This window comes from Stappia sp. MMSF_3263 (genome assembly GCF_030733745.1).
GTDB lineage: Bacteria > Pseudomonadota > Alphaproteobacteria > Rhizobiales > Stappiaceae > Stappia.
Genome location: NZ_JASHIK010000001.1, coordinates 331,513 through 352,154 on the forward strand (window position 1 = coordinate 331,513; position 20,642 = coordinate 352,154).

Here is a 20,642-nt window from a genome sequence, read left to right on the forward strand (position 1 = left end):
CGCCCCTTTCTGTCATGTCGTCATGCGATAAGCTAGAAAACGGCTGGCAGCGCGAGACGGCTTTCGCGAGACGGGCACGGCGACAGCGCCGCAAGAATTGGGTAATAGACCTCCGGCATGGATCTCCGGGGGTCAGGAAGGGAGCACGGACGTGACAGGACTGGTCAAGCGTCTGACGACGATCGCGGCGGCGGCACTGGCCCCGCTGGGCTTTGCAGGCGCGGCATCGGCCGCGCAGCCGGAACCGTGGCAGATGGGCTTTCAGCCGGCTGTGACGGAAGTCATGGAAGACATCACCTGGTTCAGCGACTTCACGCTGGTGATCATCACCGTGATCACGCTGTTCGTCCTCGGCCTGCTCCTGTGGTGCATCTTCCGCTTCAATTCGAAGGCCAACCCGACCCCGTCGCGCACCTCCCACAACACCGTCATCGAGGTGGTGTGGACGCTGGTGCCGATCCTCGTCCTGGTGGCGATCTCGATCCCCTCCTTCCGTCTGCTCTACAAGCAGATCGAACTTCCTGAATACGACATGACGGTCAAGGCGACCGGCCTTCAGTGGGCATGGACCTACGACTACACGGACGAAGGCATGGAGGGCGTTTCGCTGTCCTCCTACATGCTCGACAACGAAGGCCGCGCCGAGAAGGCCGACCGTTACGGCCGTCCGGCCGAGGAATATCCCCGCCTGCTCGCCGTCGACTACGAGATGGTCGTCCCGGTCAACAAGACAGTCCGCGTCCAGGTCACCGCCGCCGACGTGCTGCACTCCTTCGCCATGCCGGCCTTCGGCCTGAAGATGGACGCCGTTCCCGGCCGTCTCAACGAGACCTGGTTCCGGGCCGAGAAGACCGGCATCTATTACGGCCAGTGCTCGGAGCTGTGCGGCAAGGATCATGCCTTCATGCCGATCGCCATCCGGGTGGTCGAGCAGGAACTCTATGACGCCTGGGCGGAAGCGGCGAAGACCGATGTCGATGCGGCCAACGACCAGTTGATGGCGGCGCTCGGCAAGCCGGCGAGCACCGCCGATGCGGCACCCGGCGCGCTCGACGTCGCCGCCCGCTGACGAAATCAAGGAAGGCGCGGGCGGTGATGCCCGCGCGACCCGGGCGGGAGAGGGCCGATGGCCGCGATCCCGGACCCGTTCGAAAATCTCAAACGAGGGAGCTGGAAGATGGCCTATGCTGCGCACGCGCAAGGCGACCATGACCATCCTACCGGATGGACGCGCTGGGTCTATTCGACCAACCACAAGGATATCGGCGTTCTCTACCTGATCTTCGCGATCATCGCCGGCATCATCGGCGGCGCGCTCAGCGTCGGCATCCGCCTGGAGCTTCACGAGCCGGGCATGCAGTATTTCTCCGATCCGCACACGTTCAACGTGTTCACGACCTCGCACGGCCTGATCATGATCTTCTTCATGGTGATGCCGGCGCTGATCGGCGGCTTCGCCAACTTCTTCGTGCCGATCATGATCGGCGCGCCGGACATGGCGTTCCCGCGCATGAACAACATCTCCTTCTGGCTGCTGCCGCCGGCCTTCCTGCTGCTGCTGCTCTCGCTCTTCGTCGAGGGCCCTCCGGGCGCCAACGGCGTCGGCGGCGGCTGGACGATCTACCCGCCGCTGTCGACGTCCGGCCAGCCCGGTCCGGCGATGGATCTGGCGATCCTGTCGCTTCACGTGGCCGGCGCCTCGTCGATCCTGGGCGCGATCAACTTCATCACCACGATCTTCAACATGCGCGCTCCGGGCATGACGCTGCACAAGATGCCGCTCTTTGCCTGGTCCGTGCTGGTGACGGCGTTCCTGCTGGTCCTGTCGCTCCCGGTTCTCGCCGGCGGCATCACCATGCTGTTGACCGACCGCAACTTCGGCACGACGTTCTTCGATCCGGCCGGCGGCGGTGACCCGATCCTGTTCCAGCACCTGTTCTGGTTCTTCGGTCACCCGGAAGTGTACATCCTGATCCTGCCCGCCTTCGGCATCGTCAGCCACATCATCTCGACCTTCGCCCGCAAGCCGATCTTCGGCTATCTGGGCATGGCCTATGCCATGGTCGCGATCGGCGTGGTCGGCTTCATCGTCTGGGCCCACCACATGTACACCGTCGGCCTCGACGTCGACACGCAGGCCTATTTCGTCGCCGCAACGATGGTGATCGCGGTGCCGACGGGCGTGAAGATCTTCTCCTGGATCGCCACCATGTGGCAGGGATCGATCTCCTTCCGCACGCCGATGCTGTGGGCGGTCGGGTTCATCTTCCTGTTCACCGTCGGCGGCGTGACGGGCGTGCAGCTCGCCAATGCCGGCCTCGACCGGTCGATGCACGACACCTACTACGTGGTCGCGCATTTCCACTACGTGCTGTCGCTGGGTGCGGTGTTCGGCATCTTCGGTGCCTGGTACTACTGGTTCCCGAAAATGTTCGGCTACATGTACAACGAGACGATCGGCAAGGCCCATTTCTGGATCACCTTCATCGGCGTGAACCTGATCTTCTTCCCGCAGCACTTCCTCGGGATGGCCGGCATGCCGCGTCGCTATGTCGACTATCCGGACGCGCTGGCCGGCTGGAACTCGGTTTCGTCCTGGGGCTCCTACATCTCGGCCTTCGCCGTGCTGGTGTTCCTGGCGGGCATTGTCGAGGCCTTCGCCAAGAAGCGCCAGGCTGCCGACAATCCGTGGGGCGAGGGTGCAACGACGCTGGAGTGGACCCTGTCCTCGCCGCCGCCCTACCACCAGTTCGAGACCCTGCCGCGCATCAAGTAGGCGCGCGGCCCGAACAGGACGCCACGCCGGTTCTCTGGCGTGGCGTCACGGAATTTGAACCGATCGGACCCCAAGCGGGTCGCCGCAAGGACCAGAAATGTCGCTCGCAGATATCCAGGACCGCAGCCTTGACGACGCCACCGCCTTCGGCGGGCAGGGCGATGTCGGCGATTACCTGGCGCTGCTCAAGCCGCGCGTCATGTCGCTGGTGATCTTCACCGCACTGGTCGGCCTGCTGATCGCGCCCGGCTCGATCCATCCGGTCCTGGGCGCGGTCGCGATCCTGTGCATCGCGGTTGGCGCGGGCGCGTCCGGCGCCCTCAACATGTGGTACGACGCGGATATCGACGCGGTCATGTCGCGCACGGTGAAGCGACCCATCCCGGCCGGCAAGGTGACCCGCGAGGAGGCGCTCGCCTTCGGCCTGACGCTCTCGGCCTTTTCCGTCGTCGTGCTGGGGCTCGCCGTCAACTGGCTGGCGGCCGGGCTGCTCGCCTTCACGATCTTCTTCTACGCGGTCGTCTACACGATGTGGCTGAAGCGCTCGACGCCGCAGAACATCGTCATCGGCGGAGCCGCCGGCGCCTTTCCCCCGATGATCGGCTGGGCCGCGGTCACCGGGACGGTGACGTTGGAAAGCACCGTCCTGTTCCTGATCATCTTCATGTGGACGCCGCCGCATTTCTGGGCGTTGGCCCTGTTCAAGCGCGGCGACTACGAGGCCGCCCGCATCCCGATGCTGCCGGTCGTCGCCGGCGAGGATGCAACGCGCACCCAGATCCTCGTCTACTCCGTGCTGCTTGCCCCGATCGGCGTCGCGCCGGCGCTGCTCGGCTTCGCCTCCGCCGGCTACGGCGTTGCCGCCGCTGTTCTGGGCGCTGCATTCGTCTGGTACGCACTGCGTGTCTACACGGTGCGGGAGGGGGAGCCGGCGCGCAAGGCGGCCGTACGTCTCTTCACCTTCTCGCTGGTCTACCTCTTCCTGGTCTTTGCGCTCCTCCTCGGTGACAGCCTCTTCGGCCGCCTTGTCGCGGGAGGCTGGCTGTGAGCGACGACGGAATTCGCCCAACCGAGGAACAGAAGCGCCGCCAGCGCGGCCGGTCGGTCGCCATCGGCCTGGCGCTGGCCGGACTGGTGCTGCTCTTTTACGTGATCACGCTGGTCAAGATGGGACCCGGCGTGTTCGACCGGTCGCTTTGAGGAAAGGCAGGGACATCGCATGACGCGTGAGACCGAACCTCAGAATGCCGAAGACCGTGATGCCGACTCCCGAAATGGGAGGAGCGCAGCAGGCGCTGCGCGGCTGTCGCGTTCCAATCGCCGCGTGGCGGTGTCCGTGCTCGGCGGCGTGATGCTGATGATCGGCGCCGCCTATGCGGCTGTGCCGCTTTACGAGCTGTTTTGCCAGGTGACGGGCTACGGCGGCACGACGCAGCGCGCCGATGCGCCGACCGGCACGATCATCGACCGCAAGATCACCGTGCGTTTCGACGGGAACGTCAATTCCGATCTGCCCTGGGACTTCAGGCCGCAGCAGCGCACGGTCACCCTGCGCATGGGCGAGAGCACGCAGGTTGCCTATGTCGCGACAAACCGCGGCGGCGACGGTACCATCGGAACGTCGGTGTTCAACGTCACGCCCTTCGAGGCGGGGTCCTACTTCAACAAGATCGAGTGTTTCTGTTTCACCGAGCAGCCGTTGAAGGCGGGCGAATCCGTCGAGATGCCGGTGGTGTTCTTCGTCGATCCGGCCATGGACGAGGACGAGCAACTGAAGCACATCAAGGAGATAACACTCTCCTACACCTTCTTCCCTGTGAAGGGATCCGAAACGCCGGTCGCGGCCGCACCCGCCACGCCGGACGCCAACGACCGCATGTAGACGCCTGATTTCTAGATGCCTGACTTCCGCCCGCGGGCGGCATGAGAGAGAACCGGGGGAGAGTACCCATGGCGCACGCCAAGAACCACGACTACCATCTTGTCGATCCGAGCCCGTGGCCGTTCCTCGGCGGCATCGGCGCCTTCATCATGGCGCTCGGCGCCGTCGGCCTGTTCCGCTACACGCAAGGCGGCGAGTTCCTCCTGTTCGGCGTCGACCTCGCCGGCTGGGGCATCTTCGCCGTCGGCACGCTGGTCGTCCTTTACGTGATGTTCGGCTGGTGGCGCGACACCATCCGCGAATCCATCGCGGGCGACCACACTCCGGTCGTGCAGCTGCACCTGCGTTACGGAATGCTGCTGTTCATCGCCTCGGAAGTGATGTTCTTCGCCGCCTGGTTCTGGGCCTTCTTCGACGCCTCGCTGTTCCCCAATGACGCCGCCCAGTTCGCCCGCGTCGAGGCGACCGGCGGTGTCTGGCCGCCGGCCGGCATCGAGACCTTCGATCCCTGGCACCTGCCTCTGCTCAACACGCTGATCCTGCTGACCTCCGGCACGACGGTGACCTGGGCGCATCACGCTCTGCTGCATGACGACCGCGAAGGCCTGAAGTGGGGCCTGACGCTGACCGTCCTGCTCGGCGTGCTGTTCTCCTTCGTCCAGGCCTACGAGTACAGCCATGCGGCCTTCGGCTTCTCCGGCTCGATCTACGGCGCGACCTTCTTCATGGCGACCGGTTTCCACGGCTTCCATGTCATCGTCGGCACGATCTTCCTGCTGATCTGCCTGATCCGCGCCTCCATCGGCCAGTTCACCCCGCAGAAGCATTTCGGCTTCGAGGCGGCGGCCTGGTACTGGCACTTCGTCGACGTGGTCTGGCTGTTCCTGTTCGTGTCGATCTACATCTGGGCGGCCGGTCCCGCGCATTGATCCGCACGGCAACATGGTGCCGGTTCGCGGCAACCCTTATGCTCTTCCTGTCCGCGGCGGTCGCAACCGCCGCGGACAGTTTCGTTGAGGGCGAAGCGTCCCGGGCCGGGCGCGTCGAGGTCCGGAAAGCCGCCCGCCTGCTGCTGTTGCTCGACCAGGACGGCGCGGAACTTCGGCGCTACACGGTGGCGCTTGGCGGCGACCCGCAGGGAGACAAGCGCCGGGAGGGCGACAGCCGCACGCCGGAGGGGCGCTATGTCGTCGACTGGCGGAATCCGGACAGCGCCTACCATCTGTCGCTGCATGTTTCCTACCCGGATGAGCGGGACCGCGCCGAGGCCGCCGCGCGCGGGGAGGATCCCGGGGGCATGATCATGATCCATGGCATGCGCAACGGATTTGGCTGGCTCGGCACCCTGCATCAATATGTCGACTGGACGGATGGCTGCATCGCCGTCACCAATAAAGAGATCGAGGAGATCTGGCGGCTGGTGCCGAACGGCACGCCGATCGACATCCTTCCCTGAAGCTCCGCTGCTCCGGCATCGGGCCGGAGCGTGAACCTGGCGCCGGGAGCGCTTGCCGATGACCGATCCCGCCGATACCACCAGTCACACCGGTTCCGGCAGTGACCGGCCGCATGCCGACCGGGCCCACTATCCGCCGCAGGACGCCATGCGCACGGGTCTTGCCGGCCGCTGTCCGCGCTGCGGCCAGGGACGGCTCTTCAAGGGGTTCCTGGCGACGCGTCCGGCCTGCTCCAACTGCGGTCTTTCATTCGATTTCGCCGACAGCGGCGACGGTCCTGCCGTGTTCATCATCATGATCGTCGGCTTCATCGTCGTTGGCCTCGTGCTGGCCGTCGAAATGACTTTTCGCCCGCCGATCTGGCTTCATATGCTGCTCTGGCTGCCGCTCACGGTGATCCTCGGTCTCGGCATGCTCCGCCCCCTGAAAGGGCTGATGATCGCCCAGCAGTACCGCCACAGCGCCCGGGAGGGACGTGTTGAAGAGTGAAACGGCACAAGGCGGGGGGCGCAGGCTGCTCTGGCCGGCGATCGCGACGGCTATCGCCTTTGCCATCCTGATGGCGCTCGGTACCTGGCAGGTGGAGCGGCTGAAATGGAAGCTGGAACTGATCGAGCGTGTCGAGCAGCGTCCGGGCCTGGCGCCGGTCGACCTGCCGCCGGCCGGTGAATGGCCGCTGATGCGGGAGGCGGAATGGGACTACCGGCCGGTGACGGTGACGGGTCGTTTCCTGCCCGCCGAGGCCTATTACTATCTCTCGCTCGGCAAGCCGAATGGCCTGCACGCGGGACCGGGATACTTCGTCTATGCGCCGTTCGAGATTGAAGGCGAGGGCGTCGTCATGGTCAATCGGGGTTTCGTGCCCGAGCCCATGCGACAGCCGGAAAGCCGTCCGCAAAGCGCCGTGCCGCAAGGTGAGGTCACGTTGACGGGCCTGTGGCGCCGTGACGAGCGCGGCAACATGCTCACCGTCGAGCCGGACAGGGCGAAAAACATCTGGTTCGTCCGCGAGGCTCCGGAGATGGCGGCCTCGCTCGGCGTCACGGGTGTCGCGGTCGCCCCGTTCACCATCGACCTCGTCGCTCGCCACACGCCGCCCGGAGGATTGCCGCAGGCGGGCGAGACGATCATGACCTTCACCAACAACCACCTGCAATACGTGGTGACCTGGTACGGGCTCGGGGCGGCGCTGATCGCTGTGTTCATCGTCTTTGCGCGCGGCGAAAGACGCAAGGGCCGAAGCTGATCCAGACCCTGGATGCGGAAGCGGCCGCGCCGTTGCCGGGCGGCCGCATTCGCAAGCTGTCAGCCGGCTGGCTTCAGAGCGCCGACAGGATCGCCGCCGCGCCGGAGACCTCGGCCTTGCCGGGCATGTCCTCGACATTCAGCGCCGCGACCTTGCCGTCCTTCACGATCATCGCGTAGCGCTTCGATCGGATTCCCATGCCGAAGCCGGAGGCGTCGAGCTCCATGCCGATCGCCTTGGTGAACTCGGCGCTGCCGTCGGCGAGAAACGTGACCTTGCCACCCGCGCCGCTGGCCTTGGCCCAGGCATCCATGACGAAGACGTCGTTGACGGAGACGACGGCGATCTCGTCGACACCCTTGCCGAGGATCGTGTCGGCGTGCTCGACGAAGCCGGGCAGGTGATTGTTGTGGCAGGTCGGCGTGAAGGCACCGGGAACGGCGAAGAGAACCACCGTCCGTCCGCCGAACAGGTCGGCGCTGGAGCGTTCCGCCGGGCCGTCTGCGGTCATCGTCTTGAACTTGGTGTCGGGCAGCTTGTCGCCCACCTGGATGGTCATCGTGGAAGGTCTCCCGGATATGGGTCTTTTGAAATCAGGATATTGCGAGAACCGCAAGGTGCGCGGACACGAAAGCCCGCGCGACTGACATAGGGTCTCATGCGGCGCGCGTCGAGCGGCAATCTTGCGAAAGGCGGACTTGCCGTCGCCGGTGCCAGCCGAGCCTAGCCAGGCGGCAGGTCGGCGAGATCGACCTGGTGCTCGACCGCATTGCCGTCGACGACGAGCACGAGCGAAAGCGGTTGGCTGCCGTCCTGTGCCTTCTGCAGGCCCTGCATCGGCAGCGAGAAGACGGCAACGTCGCCCTTTCGGGAGACGAGCTTGGGTACACCGTTATAGGAGCCCGTCGCCCCCTCTGCGTAAAGGGCGAGATCGCCGGCCCCGGCCGGCAGCTCGACGGAGATCGCGAGCTTGCCGCCGGTTCCGTTGGTGGTTCCGTCGGTGGTTCCGGCAGCCCGTTCGTTGGCTGACAGGCCGATCGAGGCGATGCGCGGCGGCGCCTCTCCCTGGGGTCGGGGCAGGGTCAGCCGTGCCGAGGAAATCGCCATGCGCGCCGCGAAATCCGACCCGGTCGCATTCAGCGGAAGCTCGAACCGGGCCTCGCCCGGCACGCAGATCTCGCGGCAGACCCCGAAAACGAGATGTACCCGCAGGGTTGCGCTCCCGTCTGTCTTTCCGGCCTCCAGGTCGATCGGCAGCACGACCTCGTCCCGGTAGACGATCGAGGTCGAATAGGGATCGGAATAGGTTTGCGGCGGGGGAAAGCGCAGGCGCGCGCCGTCGATCCCGGTCGAGCCGGCAAAATCCGCCGTCGTCGGGATGCCGGCCTCGCCGGGGAAGCGCCAATAGGTGTGCCAGCCCGGATCCAGGCGTATCTGGATGGCCGCATCGCCGACCGGGGAGGTGTCCTGCGAGCCGGACGCGATCACCCGCACATGCGCTCCCGCGACAGTCTGCCATTCCGTCTCGGCCGCCGGGGCAACGGTCGGGCAGAGGAGAAAGGCGATGAGAACGGCAGGCAGGGCAGGGCGCCGGGCGGACGCCAACGGCGCGCGCCTGGACCTTGAATGCAGCACCATGTGATCCTCGTCGGGTTGATCGGCGGTTGCCAGTGATGACGCAAAGAAACGCGCCGGTCCACAGCCGGCGCGGCACAACTGCGTGATCGAAACACCGGCAGCAGTTAACATGAGGTCGCCGCCGTCGTAGACTGGCTGAACGAATTCACGCGTTGCCGCAAGCCGATGCGACCGTGCGGGGAGCGATTGGGAGGGGCGGAGAGCCGGGGGGCGGCATCGACACGTTTCGTTTTCGGGACGTTTCATGGAGACGACTGGCATGCAGGATGATGACGCGTTCGATGTTTCGCTGGCCGGCCAGCTTCTCATTGCCATGCCGCAGATGGCGGACGAGCGCTTTGCCCATTCGGTGATCTATCTTTGCGCCCATTCCGCGGAAGGGGCCATGGGCATCGTGCTCAACCAGCGGGCGCCGAGCCTCACCTTTCCCGACCTGTTGCGCCAGCTCGACATCATCGCCGAGGAGAGCGACATCCGCCTGCCCGACCCTGCGAACCGGATGCAGGTGCATCGCGGCGGGCCGGTCGAGACCGGACGGGGCTTCGTCCTGCATTCCGGCGACTTCGTCATCGCCAATTCGACCATGCCGATCCAGGACGGCATCTGCCTCACCGCGACGCTCGACATCCTGCGGGCCATCGCGGAAGGGCGCGGTCCGAACCAGGCGATGCTGGCCCTTGGCTATGCCGGTTGGGGAGCGGGGCAGCTCGAGACGGAAATTCAGGAAAACGGGTGGATCACGGGACCGGCCGACGCGGCGATCATTTTCGATGCGCCGCTCGACAGCAGGTGGGACCGTGCCTTCGCCAAGATCGGGATCAATCCGGGAATGCTGTCGAGCGAGGCCGGCCACGCGTGAGGTCCGTTCCGCGCCTGTTGCCACGCCGTCTGGTGGCTTAGCATCGCGTCTTGCCCGTGCCTGAGCGCGGGGCTAGGGTGCGCATGGATGCAGCAGGTGGTTCTGGACTGCGGGACAGCGCCGCCACGGGCGGTCTTTCCGCACCGGGCGACCCGCGCATCTGTCTCCGGTTCACTCGTTCTGGCAGTTCGCCCTTGCCGGGGCCGGCCGAAGCCGGACAGAAGAAGATCAAGGCCGGCCATCCGGCCAACGACCCCTGGAGGATGTCGCCGTCGTGAAATATGTGAGTACAAGGGGCGAGGCGCCGGTCCTCGGTTTTGCCGACGTGCTTCTGACCGGCCTTGCCGCCGATGGCGGGCTCTATGTCCCGCAGACCTGGCCGCAGCTTTCGCCCGAGACGATCGCGGGTTTTGCCGGCCGGCCCTATGCCGAGGTCGCGCAGGCGGTGATCGAGCCTTTCGTCGGCGACGACATCGCGGCCGACGACCTCTCGCGGATGATCGGCGAGGCCTATGCCGGGTTTCGCCATCCGGCGGTCACGCCTCTTGTCCAGATCGCGCCCGGCCGTTTCGTGCTGGAACTGTTTCACGGCCCCACGCTTGCCTTCAAGGACGTCGCCATGCAGCTGCTCGGGCGGCTGATGGATCATGTGCTTGAACAGCGCGGCCAGCGGGCCACCATCGTCGGCGCCACCTCCGGCGACACGGGCGGGGCGGCCATCGACGCGTTCCGGGGTCGCGAGCGCACCGATGTCTTCATCCTCTTCCCGGACGGGCGCGTCTCCGACGTGCAGCGCCGGCAGATGACCACCCCGGCGGAAACCAACGTCCATGCGCTGGCACTCGCCGGCACCTTTGACGATTGCCAGGCGATCGTGAAGGGCATGTTCACCCACGCGGCCTTTCGCGACCGGGTGCAACTGGCCGGGGTGAATTCCATCAACTGGGCCCGGATCGTTGCCCAGGTGGTCTATTATTTCGTTGCCGGAGCAGCGCTCGGGGCGCCGCACCGCCCGGTCTCCTTCACGGTGCCGACCGGCAATTTCGGCGATATCTTCGCCGGCCATGTGGCCGCCCGCATGGGCCTGCCGATCGAGCGGCTGGTGATCGCCACCAATTCCAACGACATCCTGGCGCGCACACTGGAAAGCGGTGCCTACGAGACGCGCGGCGTGGTGCCGACCATCTCGCCGTCGATGGACATCCAGATCTCCTCGAATTTCGAGAGGCTCCTGTTCGAGGTGCATGACCGCGACGCCGGTGAAATCCGGTCGCTGATGGCGCGGCTTGCCCAGTCGGGCCGCTTCGAGCTCGCGGCCGCTCCGCTCAAGGCAATCCGGGCCGGCTTCGATGCCGGGCGCTGCGACGAGGCGGCGACGTCCGCAACCATCGCCCGCACGCTGGAGGAAACCGGCTACCTGCTCGATCCACATACGGCGATCGGTGTCGAGGTGGCGGCCCGGCAGGGGGACAGCAGCACGCCGATGGTGGTGCTGGCGACCGCCCATCCGGCGAAGTTTCCCGATGCGGTCGAGGCTGCCTGCGGGGCGCGCCCCGCCCTGCCGCCTGAACTGCAATCCATGATGACGGCGCCCGAGCGCTTCGAGCGTGTGGCCGGCGACCGTCAGTCCGTTGAAGACCACGTCCTGCGTCAAGCGCGCGCCGTTGGCCTGGAGGTGTCCTGATGCAGGTAAGGGTGACGAGGCTTGAAAACGGACTGACCGTGGTGACGGACACCATGCCGCATTTGCGGACCGCCGCGCTCGGCGTGTGGATCAGCGCCGGCTCGCGTTCCGAGACACCGGAACAGAACGGCATCAGTCATCTGCTCGAGCATATGGCGTTCAAGGGCACCGCGACCCGCAGCGCCCAGCAGATCGCCGAGGAGATCGAGGCGGTCGGCGGCGAGCTCAACGCCTCGACCAGCGTCGAGCACACCAACTACTACGCCCGGGTGCTGGCCGAGGATGTGCCGCTGGCGGTGGAGCTGATCGCCGACATCCTGCAGAACTCGAGCTTCGACCCGGCCGAGCTGGTGCGCGAGAAACACGTCATCCTGCAGGAGATCGGCGCCGCCCACGACACGCCGGACGACAAGGTCTTCGACCAGTTCCAGGAAACGGCATGGCCGCGGCAGCCGATCGGACGGCCGATCCTTGGAACGCGCGAGACGGTGATGTCGTTCACTCCGGACGACCTGCGGGCCTATCTGGCCGAACATTACCGGGCCGAGAACATGGTGCTTTCGGCGGCCGGTGCCGTCGACCACGACGCCGTCGTCGAGCTGGCGCGGAACCATCTCGGCGGACTGTCGGGAAAATCGGCGGCGATCCCGCATCCGTCCAGCTATGTCGGTGGCAGCGCCACGATCGAACGAGACCTGATGGAGGTCCAGTTGGTGCTGGGCTTCGAGGGCAAGCCCTACCGTGCGCCGGACTACTATTCGATCCAGGTGCTTGCCTCGGTGATGGGTGGGGGCATGTCGTCGCGGCTCTTCCAGGAAATCCGCGAGCGGCGTGGCCTTTGCTACGCGATCTATGCGTTTCACTGGGCGTTTCAGGACACCGGCCTGTTCGGCATTCACGCCGCGACCGGCGAGGAGGACATTGCGGAACTCTTTCCGGTTCTGGTCGACGAGATCGGCCGGGCCGCGCAGGATATCACCCAGCCCGACATCGACCGCGCCAAGGCGCAGATCCGCGCCGGCCTGATGATGTCGCTGGAAAGCCCGGCGGCGCGTGCCGGCCAGATCGCCCGGCAGCTGATGATCCACGGTGAGGTGCTCTCGCCGGAAGAGATCCAGACGCGCGTCGACGCGGTGACGCTGGCGACGGTGCGAAGGGTCGCGGCCGAGACATTCGCCGGCGCGCCGACGCTTTCGGTCGTCGGTCCGAAGGGAGGCGAGCTGCCGCTTGCCCTCGACGCGGACGCGGTCGGCGCCAGGCTCGGCACCCAGCCCGCGCGCGCGGTCGGCGCCTGATCGCGCAAGGAGGTGGCGATGTCGTTGCTCAGGGCTTTCGCCACGACGGAAACGGCCAGGGTCCTGCGCGGCGGCGAGGGGGCGAGCGCCGTGCACCTGCGGGCCCCGCAGCAGCATGACTTTGTCGACTGGGCGGCGCTGCGCGAGGAAAGCCGCGCCTTCCTGCAGCCCTGGGAGCCGCAATGGGCCGAGGACGAATTGACGCGCTCCGCCTATCGCCGTCGCCTGCGCCGTTATGCCCGCGAGATCCGCGACGGCCGCGCCTATCCGTTTTTCCTGTTTCGCGAGGAGGACGGGGCGCTGGTGGGCGGGGCGACACTGTCCAACATCCGCCGTGGCGTCGCACAGGCCTGTTCGCTCGGCTACTGGATGGGGGCCGCCCATGCCGGCAAGGGCTATATGAGCGAGGCGGTGCGGGTTCTGCTTGCCTTCGCCTTTGGCGAGCTCGCGCTGCACCGCGTCGAGGCGGCGTGCCTGCCGCACAATGCCGCATCGCAGCGTCTCCTTGAAAAAGCCGGTTTCTCCCGCGAAGGCTACGCCCGCCACTACCTGCGGATCGCCGGCAAGTGGCAAGATCATCTTCTTTTCGCCAGGCTTTCCAGCGATGTGGCCACAGGCGATACCCTCGCCGATATTCAGCCACGACACTCTCCGGTCTGGCGGGTACAGGCTGGTGTGCTGGCCGGCGAGAAAGAAATCTTGTGAGATGGGGCGGATGCCGATATGTGTCCGACACCTCGTGAAAGCCGAATCTGAGCGGGTAAACCGGTTGCGTTTTCTCAACATCCTAGTGCTCGCGCTGACGGCGTGGCTTTACGCGCTTGCTCCGGCGGGCGCCATCGAAGCCGTCGAGGTGCCGGTGCGCAGCGACGCCATGGACCTGACCGGCGCGGTCGATCTGTATCCCTTCGAGGGGCCGAGCCTACAGGTCTCGACCGCACCGGGGGCCGACGGGATCGTCCGGCGCATCGAGGTGAACTCGCGCGACGATGCCAACACGAGCTGGGCCGTCTTCGCGCTGTCAAACCCTGGCGATGAACAGATCGACCGGCTGATCGTGGCGCCCTTTTTCCAGCTTGTCGGATCGCAGCTGATCTGGCCGGATCTCGGCGCCTCGCGGATCGCCTCGATCACGCCGAGCCAGGGCATCGCCCCCGAGCGCCAGTCGAGCCAGGAGGCGGACGTCTTCCTGATCACGCTCGATCCCGGCGCCGTCGTCACCTATGTGGTCGAGATGCGCACGCCCGGCCTGCCACAATTGCGGCTGTGGGAGCCCGACGTCTACAAGGACACGGTCAACGCCTACACGCTCTACCGCGGCATCATCCTGGGTATTTCCGGTCTTCTGGCCCTGTTCCTGACCATCCTGTTCGTGGTCAAGGGAACGATCATGTTTCCCGCCACCGCCGTTCTGGCATGGTCGGTGCTGGCCTATCTGACCATCGATTTCGGTTTCTGGAACAAGGTTCTGCAGATCACGCCGGGCGAGGAGCAGCTGTACCGGGCCTGTGCGGAAGTGGCGTTGGCGGCGAGCCTGATCATCTTTCTCTATGCCTATCTGAACCTGAACCGCTGGCACATCCGCTACAGCCACCTGGCCCTGGCGACGCTGATCCTGGTGCTCGGCCTGCTCGGGGTCGCGGTCTGGGACCCCTCGGTCGCCGCCGGCATCGCGCGCATTTCGCTCGGCATCATCGGCGTGCTCGGCTTTGCCGTCATCGCGACGCTCGCCTGGCAGGGCTACGACCGGGCGATCATGCTGGTGCCGACCTGGGTGCTGCTGCTGTCCTGGCTGATCGGCGCGGGCATGACCGTGACCGGCTCGCTTGCCAACGACATCGTCCAGCCGGCGCTTGCCGGCGGGCTGGTCCTGGTGGTGCTGCTGATTGGCTTCACGGTGATGCAGCACGCCTTTGCCGGCGGCGCCATCGCGCAAGGATTGATCTCCGACGTAGAGCGCCGCGCCCTCGCGCTCACCGGTTCCGGCGACATCATCTGGGACTGGGACATCGACCGCGACCGGATCTCCACCGGCAACGAGGTGGAGGATCTTCTCGGTCTCAAGCAGGGCCTGCTGGAAGGGCCCGCGCGCGACTGGCTGGACATCCTCCACCCGCAGGACCGCGACACGTTTCGCGGCACGCTCGACGCGGTCATCGACCAGCGCCGGGGCCGCATATCGCAGGCGTTCCGCCTGCGCGCCGACGACGGCCATTTCCGCTGGTTCCGCCTGCGCGCCCGGCCCATCGTCGGCTCCGACGGCGAGGTGATCCGCTGCGTGGGAACGCTGCTCGACATCACCGACCAGAAGGTGACCGAGGAACGGCTCCTGCACGATGCGGTGCATGACAACCTGACCGGCCTGCCGAACCGCGAACTGTTCATGGACCGGATGCATGCTGCCATCGCCCGGGCGCGGGCGGAGGGGCTCGGCCGCCCGTCGGTGCTGATCATCGATCTCGACAGGTTCAAGCAGGTCAACGATTCCATCGGCCTGTCCGCCGGCGACAGCATTCTCCTGACCATTGCCAGGCGTGTATCGCGCCAGCTCAAGCCGCAGGATTCCCTGGCCCGGCTGAACGGCGACACCTATGGCCTCCTGCTCCTGTCCGAACAGTCGGCGGACCGCGTCGCGGCTTTTGCCGATGCGGTACGCCGGGCAGTTCGCTCGCCGATCACCTTCGGCGAACGCGAGGTTTTCCTGACCGCTTCAGTCGGCATTGCCATCTACGAAGCCGACAACACGGGCGCTGCGGACCTGGTGCGGGAAGCCGACATGGCCATGAACCACGCCAAGCGCCTGGGCGGCGACCGGGTCGAGGTGTTCCGCCCGACCCTGCAGACCAGCGGCGTCAACCGCATCGAGCTGGAAGCGGACCTGCGCAAGGCGCTGAAGAGCGACGGCATCACGGTCTATTACCAGCCGATCGTGCGGCTGGCGGATCGCTCGATCGCCGGTTTCGAGGTGCTGGCGCGCTGGAACCATCCGCGCCGGGGCGCGATCTCGCCGGTGGAATTCATTCCCGTGGCCGAGCAGTCCGGCCTGATCAACGAGCTGGGCCTGTTCGTGCTCGATCGCGGCGCGCGGCAGCTGTCCGAGTGGCAGCAATCGTTCCGTCTGCCGGTGCCGCTCTTCGCCAGCGTCAATATCTCGTCCCTGCAACTGCTGCGCCACGACCTGATCAACGACGTCAAGTCGGTGCTGTCGCGCTCGTCGCTGGCCCCGGGCACGCTGAAGCTGGAGCTGACGGAATCGGTCGTCATGGCCAATCCGGAGTATTCCGCCCGCATGCTGGAGCGGCTCAGGGCGCTTGGCGCCGGCCTGTCGCTGGACGATTTCGGCACCGGCTATTCAAGCCTCAGCTACCTGCAGCGCTTCCGCTTCGACACGATCAAGGTCGACCAGTCCTTCGTGCGTTCGAACGGGCGCAGCGCGCGGCCGGTCATCCTGCGTTCCATCGTCGCGCTCGGGCATGACCTGGGCATGCAGGTGGTGGCGGAAGGGGCGGAGACGGAGTCCGATTCGCTGGAACTGCACCAACTCGGCTGCGAATACGCGCAGGGCTTCCTTTTCGGCCAACCGATGGAAGCGGTGCAGGCGACGAGGCTGCTGCAGGCGGAAATGGACGCCCTGCGGGCATAACCTGCAGGAAACTCCACTCCGTTGGCCGTCTGACGCGGTTGTCTGGCGGAGGGCGGAACCGTGTGCCTTGCCGGGCCTATTTCTTCTTGAAAGGTGCCATGCCCTTGCGCGCCAGTTCGTCGGCGCGTTCGTTGTCGTCATGGCCGGCATGGCCCTTGACCCAGTGCCAGACAACCTCGTGCCGCTTGCGCGCCGTGTCGAGCGCCTGCCACAGATCGGCGTTCTTCACCGGCTTCTTGTCGGCGGTGCGCCAGTCGTTGCGCTTCCAGTTGAAAAGCCACTTGGTGATGCCGTCGCGCACATAGGTGCTGTCGGTATGCAGATCGACCACGCAGGAGCGCTTCAAGGCGTTCAGTGCCTCGATCGCGGCGGTCAGTTCCATCCGGTTGTTGGTCGTGTCCGCCGCTCCACCGCAAAGCTCCCGTTCATGCGCGCCGAAGCGCAGCAGCGCGCCCCAGCCGCCAGGGCCCGGATTGCCTGAACAGGCACCGTCGGTATGGATGGAAATGCGCTGCGACTTCTCTGCGGTCACGAGACCAACCCGTAGTCGGAAGCCGTTGTCACGCCCTGGTGGAACCGCAGCTTTCTCAGGTATTCGCGCGGATCCTTTGGCGTCACCAGCGCGCCTTCCGGCACGCGCAGCCAGTCATGCAGCCGGGTCAGCAGGAAGCGCAGGGCCGCGCCGCGCGCCAGCAGCGGCAGCGAGGCGAACTCCTCGTCGGTGAAGCCGCGCACGGAGCGGTAGCCGTTGAGCAGCGCCCGGGCCTTGGTGACGTTGAAGGAAAGGTCCGGCTCGAAGCACCAGGCGTTGAGGCAGATCGCAACGTCGTAGGCGAAGGCATCGTTGCAGGCGAAGTAGAAGTCGATCAGGCCCGACAGGTCCTCGCCAAGGAAGAACACGTTGTCGGGAAACAGATCGGCATGGATGACGCCGGAGGGCAGGCCTTCCGGCCAGCGGTTTTCCAGATGGTCCAGCTCGGCGGACAGCTCCGTTCCCAACCCCTCGACGATCGTGTCGGCCTGGTCGAGAGAGCCTTCGAGCAGCGGCCGCCAGTTCTCGACCGAAAGCGTGTTCGGCCGCGCCATCGGGAAATCGGCGCCGGCCAGGTGAAAGCGGGCGAGCGCCTCGCCAAGGGCGGTGCAGTGCTCGCGCTTGGGCCGGCGCACCCACATGCCGTCCAGGAACGAGATGATCGCGGCCGGCCGGCCGGCGAGTTCGCCAAGCATGGAGCCGGAGCGGTCCTCGACCGGCTGCGGGCAGGAGATGCCGCGCGCCGCCAGATGGCGCATCAGCTCGAGGAAGAACGGCAGGTCGTCCCGTTCCACCCGTTTCTCGTAGAGCGTCAGGATGTAGTAGCCCGACTGGGTGTGCAGCAGGTAGTTGGAGTTCTCGACGCCTTCGGCGATGCCCTTCAGTGCGAGCACGCCGCCGATCTCGTATCCGGCGACAAACTCGGCGAGATCCTCGTCGGATACATCGGTGTAAACAGCCATGTCTGCGTCAGTGTCCTTGAAACGTCGAACTGCCCTGGGGCGGGAGGGACCTCAGGGGGCGAGAGGCGTGCGGCTGTCGGCGAGGATGCGGCCGCCAATGCCGATGAAGCAGACGCCCGCGGCCCGCTCTATCCAGTGCTTCGCACGGGAAAAGCGGCGGATGACGGGTGCCGATGACATGAACAGGCTGACGAGCGTGTACCAGGTGCCTGCCGACAGCACCACAAGCGCGACCATCGCGCCCATGACCCAGTAGGGCATGTCGCCGGTGACCGACGTCGCGAAAACGCTGGTGAACAGCACGATGGCCTTGGGATTGGTCAGCGTCACGAGAAACCCGAAGAGGAGAGGTGCCTTGCCCTGGGCGCCGTCCACCGTGCCGATCTCGATGGGCGCCGGCCGGGTGAACAGGAGACGGACCCCGAGATAGGCGAGATAGAGGCCGCCGAGAACGCGCAGGGCGAAGGCCAGCCACTGGTATTCGATGAGGACCGCGGAAAGCCCGAGCAGTGACAGGCTTGCATAAAGACCCAGACCTGCCGAAACCCCGAGCGTGGTCAGCAATCCGTGCCGCGTGCCATGGGCCATGGACGAGCGCACCACGGCGATGAAATCGGGGCCCGGCAAGATCAGCGCGGGAATGAAGATCGCGAACACCGCGCCCAGAACGCCCAGCCATTCCATCCTGTGATCCTTTCCGCCGGCCTACTCGGCCGCAGCCTCGCGCAGCGCGCGCGGCAGGTTGAAGGAGATGGTTTCCTCGGCCGTGCGGACGCTTTCGACGCGCACGTCATAGCGCGTGGCGAAGGCCTCGATGATTTCCTCCACGAGCACTTCCGGTGCGGAGGCGCCGGCGGTGATGCCGAGGCGCGCCAGCGGGCCCAGCTCCGTCCAGGGGATGTCCGTCGCCCGCTGGACGAGAACTGCCCTGGGGCAGCCGGCGCGCTCCGCCACCTCGCGCAGGCGCTGCGAGTTGGACGAGTTGGGCGCCCCGACGACAATCAGCGCGTCGACCTGCGGAGCCACCGCCTTGACCGCTTCCTGGCGGTTGGTGGTGGCGTAGCAGATGTCGTCCTTGTGCGGCGCCACGATGTCGGGGAAGCGCTCCGTCAGCACGGCGACGATCTCGGCCGTGTCGTCTACGGACAGCGTCGTCTGGGTGATCCAGGCAAGCGCGCGGTTGCCGGCCGGCTGAAAACGGCGTGCATCCTCCACTGTCTCCACCAGCTGGACCGAGCCTTCCGGCAGTTGCCCCATCGTGCCGATCACTTCCGGGTGGCCGGCGTGGCCGATCAGGACGATCTCCCTGTCGCGCCGGTGATGGATCTCCGCTTCCTTGTGGACCTTGGAGACCAGCGGGCAGGTGGCGTCGAGGTAGAACATGTTGCGCGCCTGCGCGTCCGCCGGCACGGATTTCGGCACCCCGTGCGCGGAAAACACCACCGGCCGGTCGACATGATCCGAGGGGATCTCGTCGAGCTCCTCGACGAAGATGGCGCCCTTGGCCTTCAGGCTTTCCACCACGAACTTGTTGTGGACGATCTCGTGCCGCACATAGACCGGTGCGCCGAAGCGCTCGAGCGACAGCTCGACGATCTGCACGGCCCGGTCGACGCCGGCGCAAAAACCGCGCGGCGCGCACAGCATCACGATGAGCGGCGGCCGCGCGTGCGTCGCCTTGCCGGTGTTCGCCTGGGATCTGGTGTTCGCCTGGGATGTCGAAGCCAAGCCCGGGCCTCCTTGCCTGTCCGCGTTGCGCCGGTGAAGTGATTGCCGGCAAGCGGGATCGTGCCCCTTACCGGCAATAGAGGTATGGGGGCAGGGCGTGTCAAGGGGCGCGGGAAGGGCGGCAGGGTACCTTCGCGCGGGTAGTGCTGTCCGCTTTCCGGCCTTTGTCTCGCCAAGCTGCGATGGCCCTGATATAGACGGGCGCTGGATATGCGCATCGAGACAATCAGAACTGGGAAAGACTGGCATGCAGCAGGCCGAATGGATCCGCCTCTCCGGCAAGGTCGCCACTCTGGCGCTCGGACTGGCCCTTGCAGGCTGCGGCGGCGGCGACGTTTCGGATGTCGGCAACGGCATCGCCAAGACGGTGATCTCCGGCAATATGGCGGACAAGTCCGTTGTCGATGACATCGATCCGTCGATCTTCGCCAAGGACGTTCCCTGTCCGCCGCTCGAGGTCGAGGCCGGCCGCTATTTCGTCATGCATTACCAGCGCGGCAAGGATGACGATCCGCGCGCGCTTCTTTATCAGGCAAGTCTTGAGAAATGGGCACGCAAGTGCCGTCGCGAGGGCGGAGAGGTGAAGATGACGCTCGGTGTTTCTGGGCGCGTCACGCCGGGACCCGCCTTCCAGGGTGGCGAGATTTTTCTGCCGATCCGCGTCACCTACCAGAATCTCGACGCGGACAACGCCAGGGCCAAGCCCGAGACGCGCGTCCTCACCGTGCCCGTCACGCTCGGGGCCGGAGCGCCCGCCGAACAGTGGGCCCTGGTGGAGGAAAACTTCGTTGTTCCCCAGGGGCGTTCGATCAAGGTTCAGATTGCGCTGGACGCGAGCGCGAAACGGCGGCAATAGGGAGGTGTGTTGACAGTCCGGCATGGCCTGTCGACAATGCGACGCAAGGTTAGAATTTCTGGTGGCGTAGACGTTGTGCGCCTC

General features: G+C 66.1%; 21 protein-coding genes. 15 read left to right on the top strand and 6 right to left on the bottom strand.

All coding sequences use genetic code 11. The features are described 5' to 3' along the window. Window positions 1–181: 181 nt before the first annotated feature. The 9 genes from coxB (at window position 182) to RBB46_RS01610 (ending at window position 7,361) form a co-directional block, all read left to right on the top strand. Window positions 182–1,069 (top strand): cytochrome c oxidase subunit II, encoded by an 888-nt coding sequence (gene coxB / locus RBB46_RS01570; RefSeq protein WP_306027338.1) that lies wholly within the window; start codon window positions 182–184, stop codon window positions 1,067–1,069. Between the two features lie 108 nt (window positions 1,070–1,177). Continuing rightward, the gene (gene ctaD, locus RBB46_RS01575; RefSeq protein WP_306027082.1) at window positions 1,178–2,776 is read left to right on the top strand and encodes a cytochrome c oxidase subunit I; all 1,599 of its coding nucleotides are present in this window, start codon (window positions 1,178–1,180) and stop codon (window positions 2,774–2,776) included. A gap of 97 nt (window positions 2,777–2,873) precedes the next feature. Continuing rightward, window positions 2,874–3,824, top strand: coding sequence for a heme o synthase (locus RBB46_RS01580; protein WP_306027083.1), 951 nt, complete (start codon window positions 2,874–2,876; stop codon window positions 3,822–3,824). Continuing rightward, entirely contained in the window at window positions 3,821–3,976 is a 156-nt protein-coding gene (locus RBB46_RS01585) for a hypothetical protein (RefSeq protein ID WP_306027084.1), read from the top strand. Before RBB46_RS01580 ends, RBB46_RS01585 begins: the two co-directional genes overlap by 4 nt. A 103-nt stretch (window positions 3,977–4,079) precedes the next feature. After that, the gene (locus RBB46_RS01590) at window positions 4,080–4,658 is read left to right on the top strand and encodes a cytochrome c oxidase assembly protein (RefSeq protein WP_306027339.1); all 579 of its coding nucleotides are present in this window, start codon (window positions 4,080–4,082) and stop codon (window positions 4,656–4,658) included. 68 nt (window positions 4,659–4,726) lie between these two features. After that, window positions 4,727–5,587, top strand: coding sequence for a cytochrome c oxidase subunit 3 (locus RBB46_RS01595; protein WP_306027085.1), 861 nt, complete (start codon window positions 4,727–4,729; stop codon window positions 5,585–5,587). Window positions 5,588–5,625: 38 nt separating this feature from the next. Next, window positions 5,626–6,114 (top strand): murein L,D-transpeptidase family protein, encoded by a 489-nt coding sequence (locus RBB46_RS01600; protein ID WP_306027086.1) that lies wholly within the window; start codon window positions 5,626–5,628, stop codon window positions 6,112–6,114. A 58-nt stretch (window positions 6,115–6,172) separates the two neighbouring features. After that, window positions 6,173–6,604, top strand: a complete 432-nt coding sequence (locus RBB46_RS01605) for a DUF983 domain-containing protein (RefSeq protein ID WP_306027087.1) — start codon at window positions 6,173–6,175, stop codon at window positions 6,602–6,604. Further along, complete coding sequence (locus tag RBB46_RS01610; protein WP_306027088.1) at window positions 6,594–7,361, top strand: SURF1 family protein; 768 nt, start codon at window positions 6,594–6,596, stop codon at window positions 7,359–7,361. Before RBB46_RS01605 ends, RBB46_RS01610 begins: the two co-directional genes overlap by 11 nt. 73 nt (window positions 7,362–7,434) lie before the next feature. Here the strand turns inward: RBB46_RS01610 and RBB46_RS01615 are convergent, their stop codons facing one another. Together RBB46_RS01615 and RBB46_RS01620 are read right to left on the bottom strand one after the other, a co-directional pair. After that, complete coding sequence (locus RBB46_RS01615) at window positions 7,435–7,920, bottom strand: peroxiredoxin (RefSeq protein WP_306027089.1); 486 nt, start codon at window positions 7,918–7,920, stop codon at window positions 7,435–7,437. Window positions 7,921–8,084: 164 nt separating this feature from the next. Next, the gene (locus tag RBB46_RS01620) at window positions 8,085–8,966 is read right to left on the bottom strand and encodes a protein-disulfide reductase DsbD domain-containing protein (protein WP_306027090.1); all 882 of its coding nucleotides are present in this window, start codon (window positions 8,964–8,966) and stop codon (window positions 8,085–8,087) included. A gap of 292 nt (window positions 8,967–9,258) precedes the next feature. Here RBB46_RS01620 and RBB46_RS01625 point away from each other — a divergent pair, with 292 nt between their 5' ends. From RBB46_RS01625 to RBB46_RS01645, 5 genes are all read left to right on the top strand, one after another. After that, the gene (locus tag RBB46_RS01625) at window positions 9,259–9,858 is read left to right on the top strand and encodes a YqgE/AlgH family protein (RefSeq protein ID WP_306027091.1); all 600 of its coding nucleotides are present in this window, start codon (window positions 9,259–9,261) and stop codon (window positions 9,856–9,858) included. 274 nt (window positions 9,859–10,132) lie between these two features. Continuing rightward, the gene (gene thrC / locus RBB46_RS01630) at window positions 10,133–11,542 is read left to right on the top strand and encodes a threonine synthase (protein ID WP_306027092.1); all 1,410 of its coding nucleotides are present in this window, start codon (window positions 10,133–10,135) and stop codon (window positions 11,540–11,542) included. Then, window positions 11,542–12,837, top strand: a complete 1,296-nt coding sequence (locus RBB46_RS01635) for a pitrilysin family protein (protein WP_306027093.1) — start codon at window positions 11,542–11,544, stop codon at window positions 12,835–12,837. Before thrC ends, RBB46_RS01635 begins: the two co-directional genes overlap by 1 nt. Before the next feature lie 18 nt (window positions 12,838–12,855). Beyond that, window positions 12,856–13,542 (top strand): GNAT family N-acetyltransferase, encoded by a 687-nt coding sequence (locus RBB46_RS01640; RefSeq protein ID WP_306027094.1) that lies wholly within the window; start codon window positions 12,856–12,858, stop codon window positions 13,540–13,542. 64 nt (window positions 13,543–13,606) lie between these two features. Then, window positions 13,607–16,480 carry an EAL domain-containing protein gene (locus tag RBB46_RS01645; RefSeq protein WP_306027340.1) on the top strand — a complete coding sequence of 958 codons (2,874 nt, stop codon included), beginning with the start codon at window positions 13,607–13,609 and terminating at the stop codon, window positions 16,478–16,480. 76 nt (window positions 16,481–16,556) lie between these two features. Here the strand turns inward: RBB46_RS01645 and rnhA are convergent, their stop codons facing one another. From rnhA to ispH, 4 genes are read right to left on the bottom strand one after another with little or no spacing between them, the layout of a single operon-like run. Continuing rightward, complete coding sequence (gene rnhA / locus RBB46_RS01650; RefSeq protein ID WP_306027341.1) at window positions 16,557–16,988, bottom strand: ribonuclease HI; 432 nt, start codon at window positions 16,986–16,988, stop codon at window positions 16,557–16,559. Window positions 16,989–17,008: 20 nt separating this feature from the next. After that, the gene (thrB, locus tag RBB46_RS01655) at window positions 17,009–17,974 is read right to left on the bottom strand and encodes a homoserine kinase (protein ID WP_306027095.1); all 966 of its coding nucleotides are present in this window, start codon (window positions 17,972–17,974) and stop codon (window positions 17,009–17,011) included. 51 nt (window positions 17,975–18,025) lie between these two features. Then, on the bottom strand, window positions 18,026–18,658 hold the full coding sequence (locus RBB46_RS01660; RefSeq protein ID WP_306027096.1) for a LysE family translocator: 633 nt from the start codon (window positions 18,656–18,658) through the stop codon (window positions 18,026–18,028). Window positions 18,659–18,679: 21 nt separating this feature from the next. Beyond that, window positions 18,680–19,702: a 4-hydroxy-3-methylbut-2-enyl diphosphate reductase gene (gene ispH, locus RBB46_RS01665; RefSeq protein WP_306027097.1), complete on the bottom strand. Its 1,023-nt coding sequence runs from the start codon at window positions 19,700–19,702 to the stop codon at window positions 18,680–18,682. Between the two features lie 247 nt (window positions 19,703–19,949). Between ispH and RBB46_RS01670 the strand changes: the two genes are divergently transcribed. After that, window positions 19,950–20,558, top strand: coding sequence for a hypothetical protein (locus RBB46_RS01670; RefSeq protein WP_306027098.1), 609 nt, complete (start codon window positions 19,950–19,952; stop codon window positions 20,556–20,558). Window positions 20,559–20,642 lie beyond the last annotated feature (84 nt).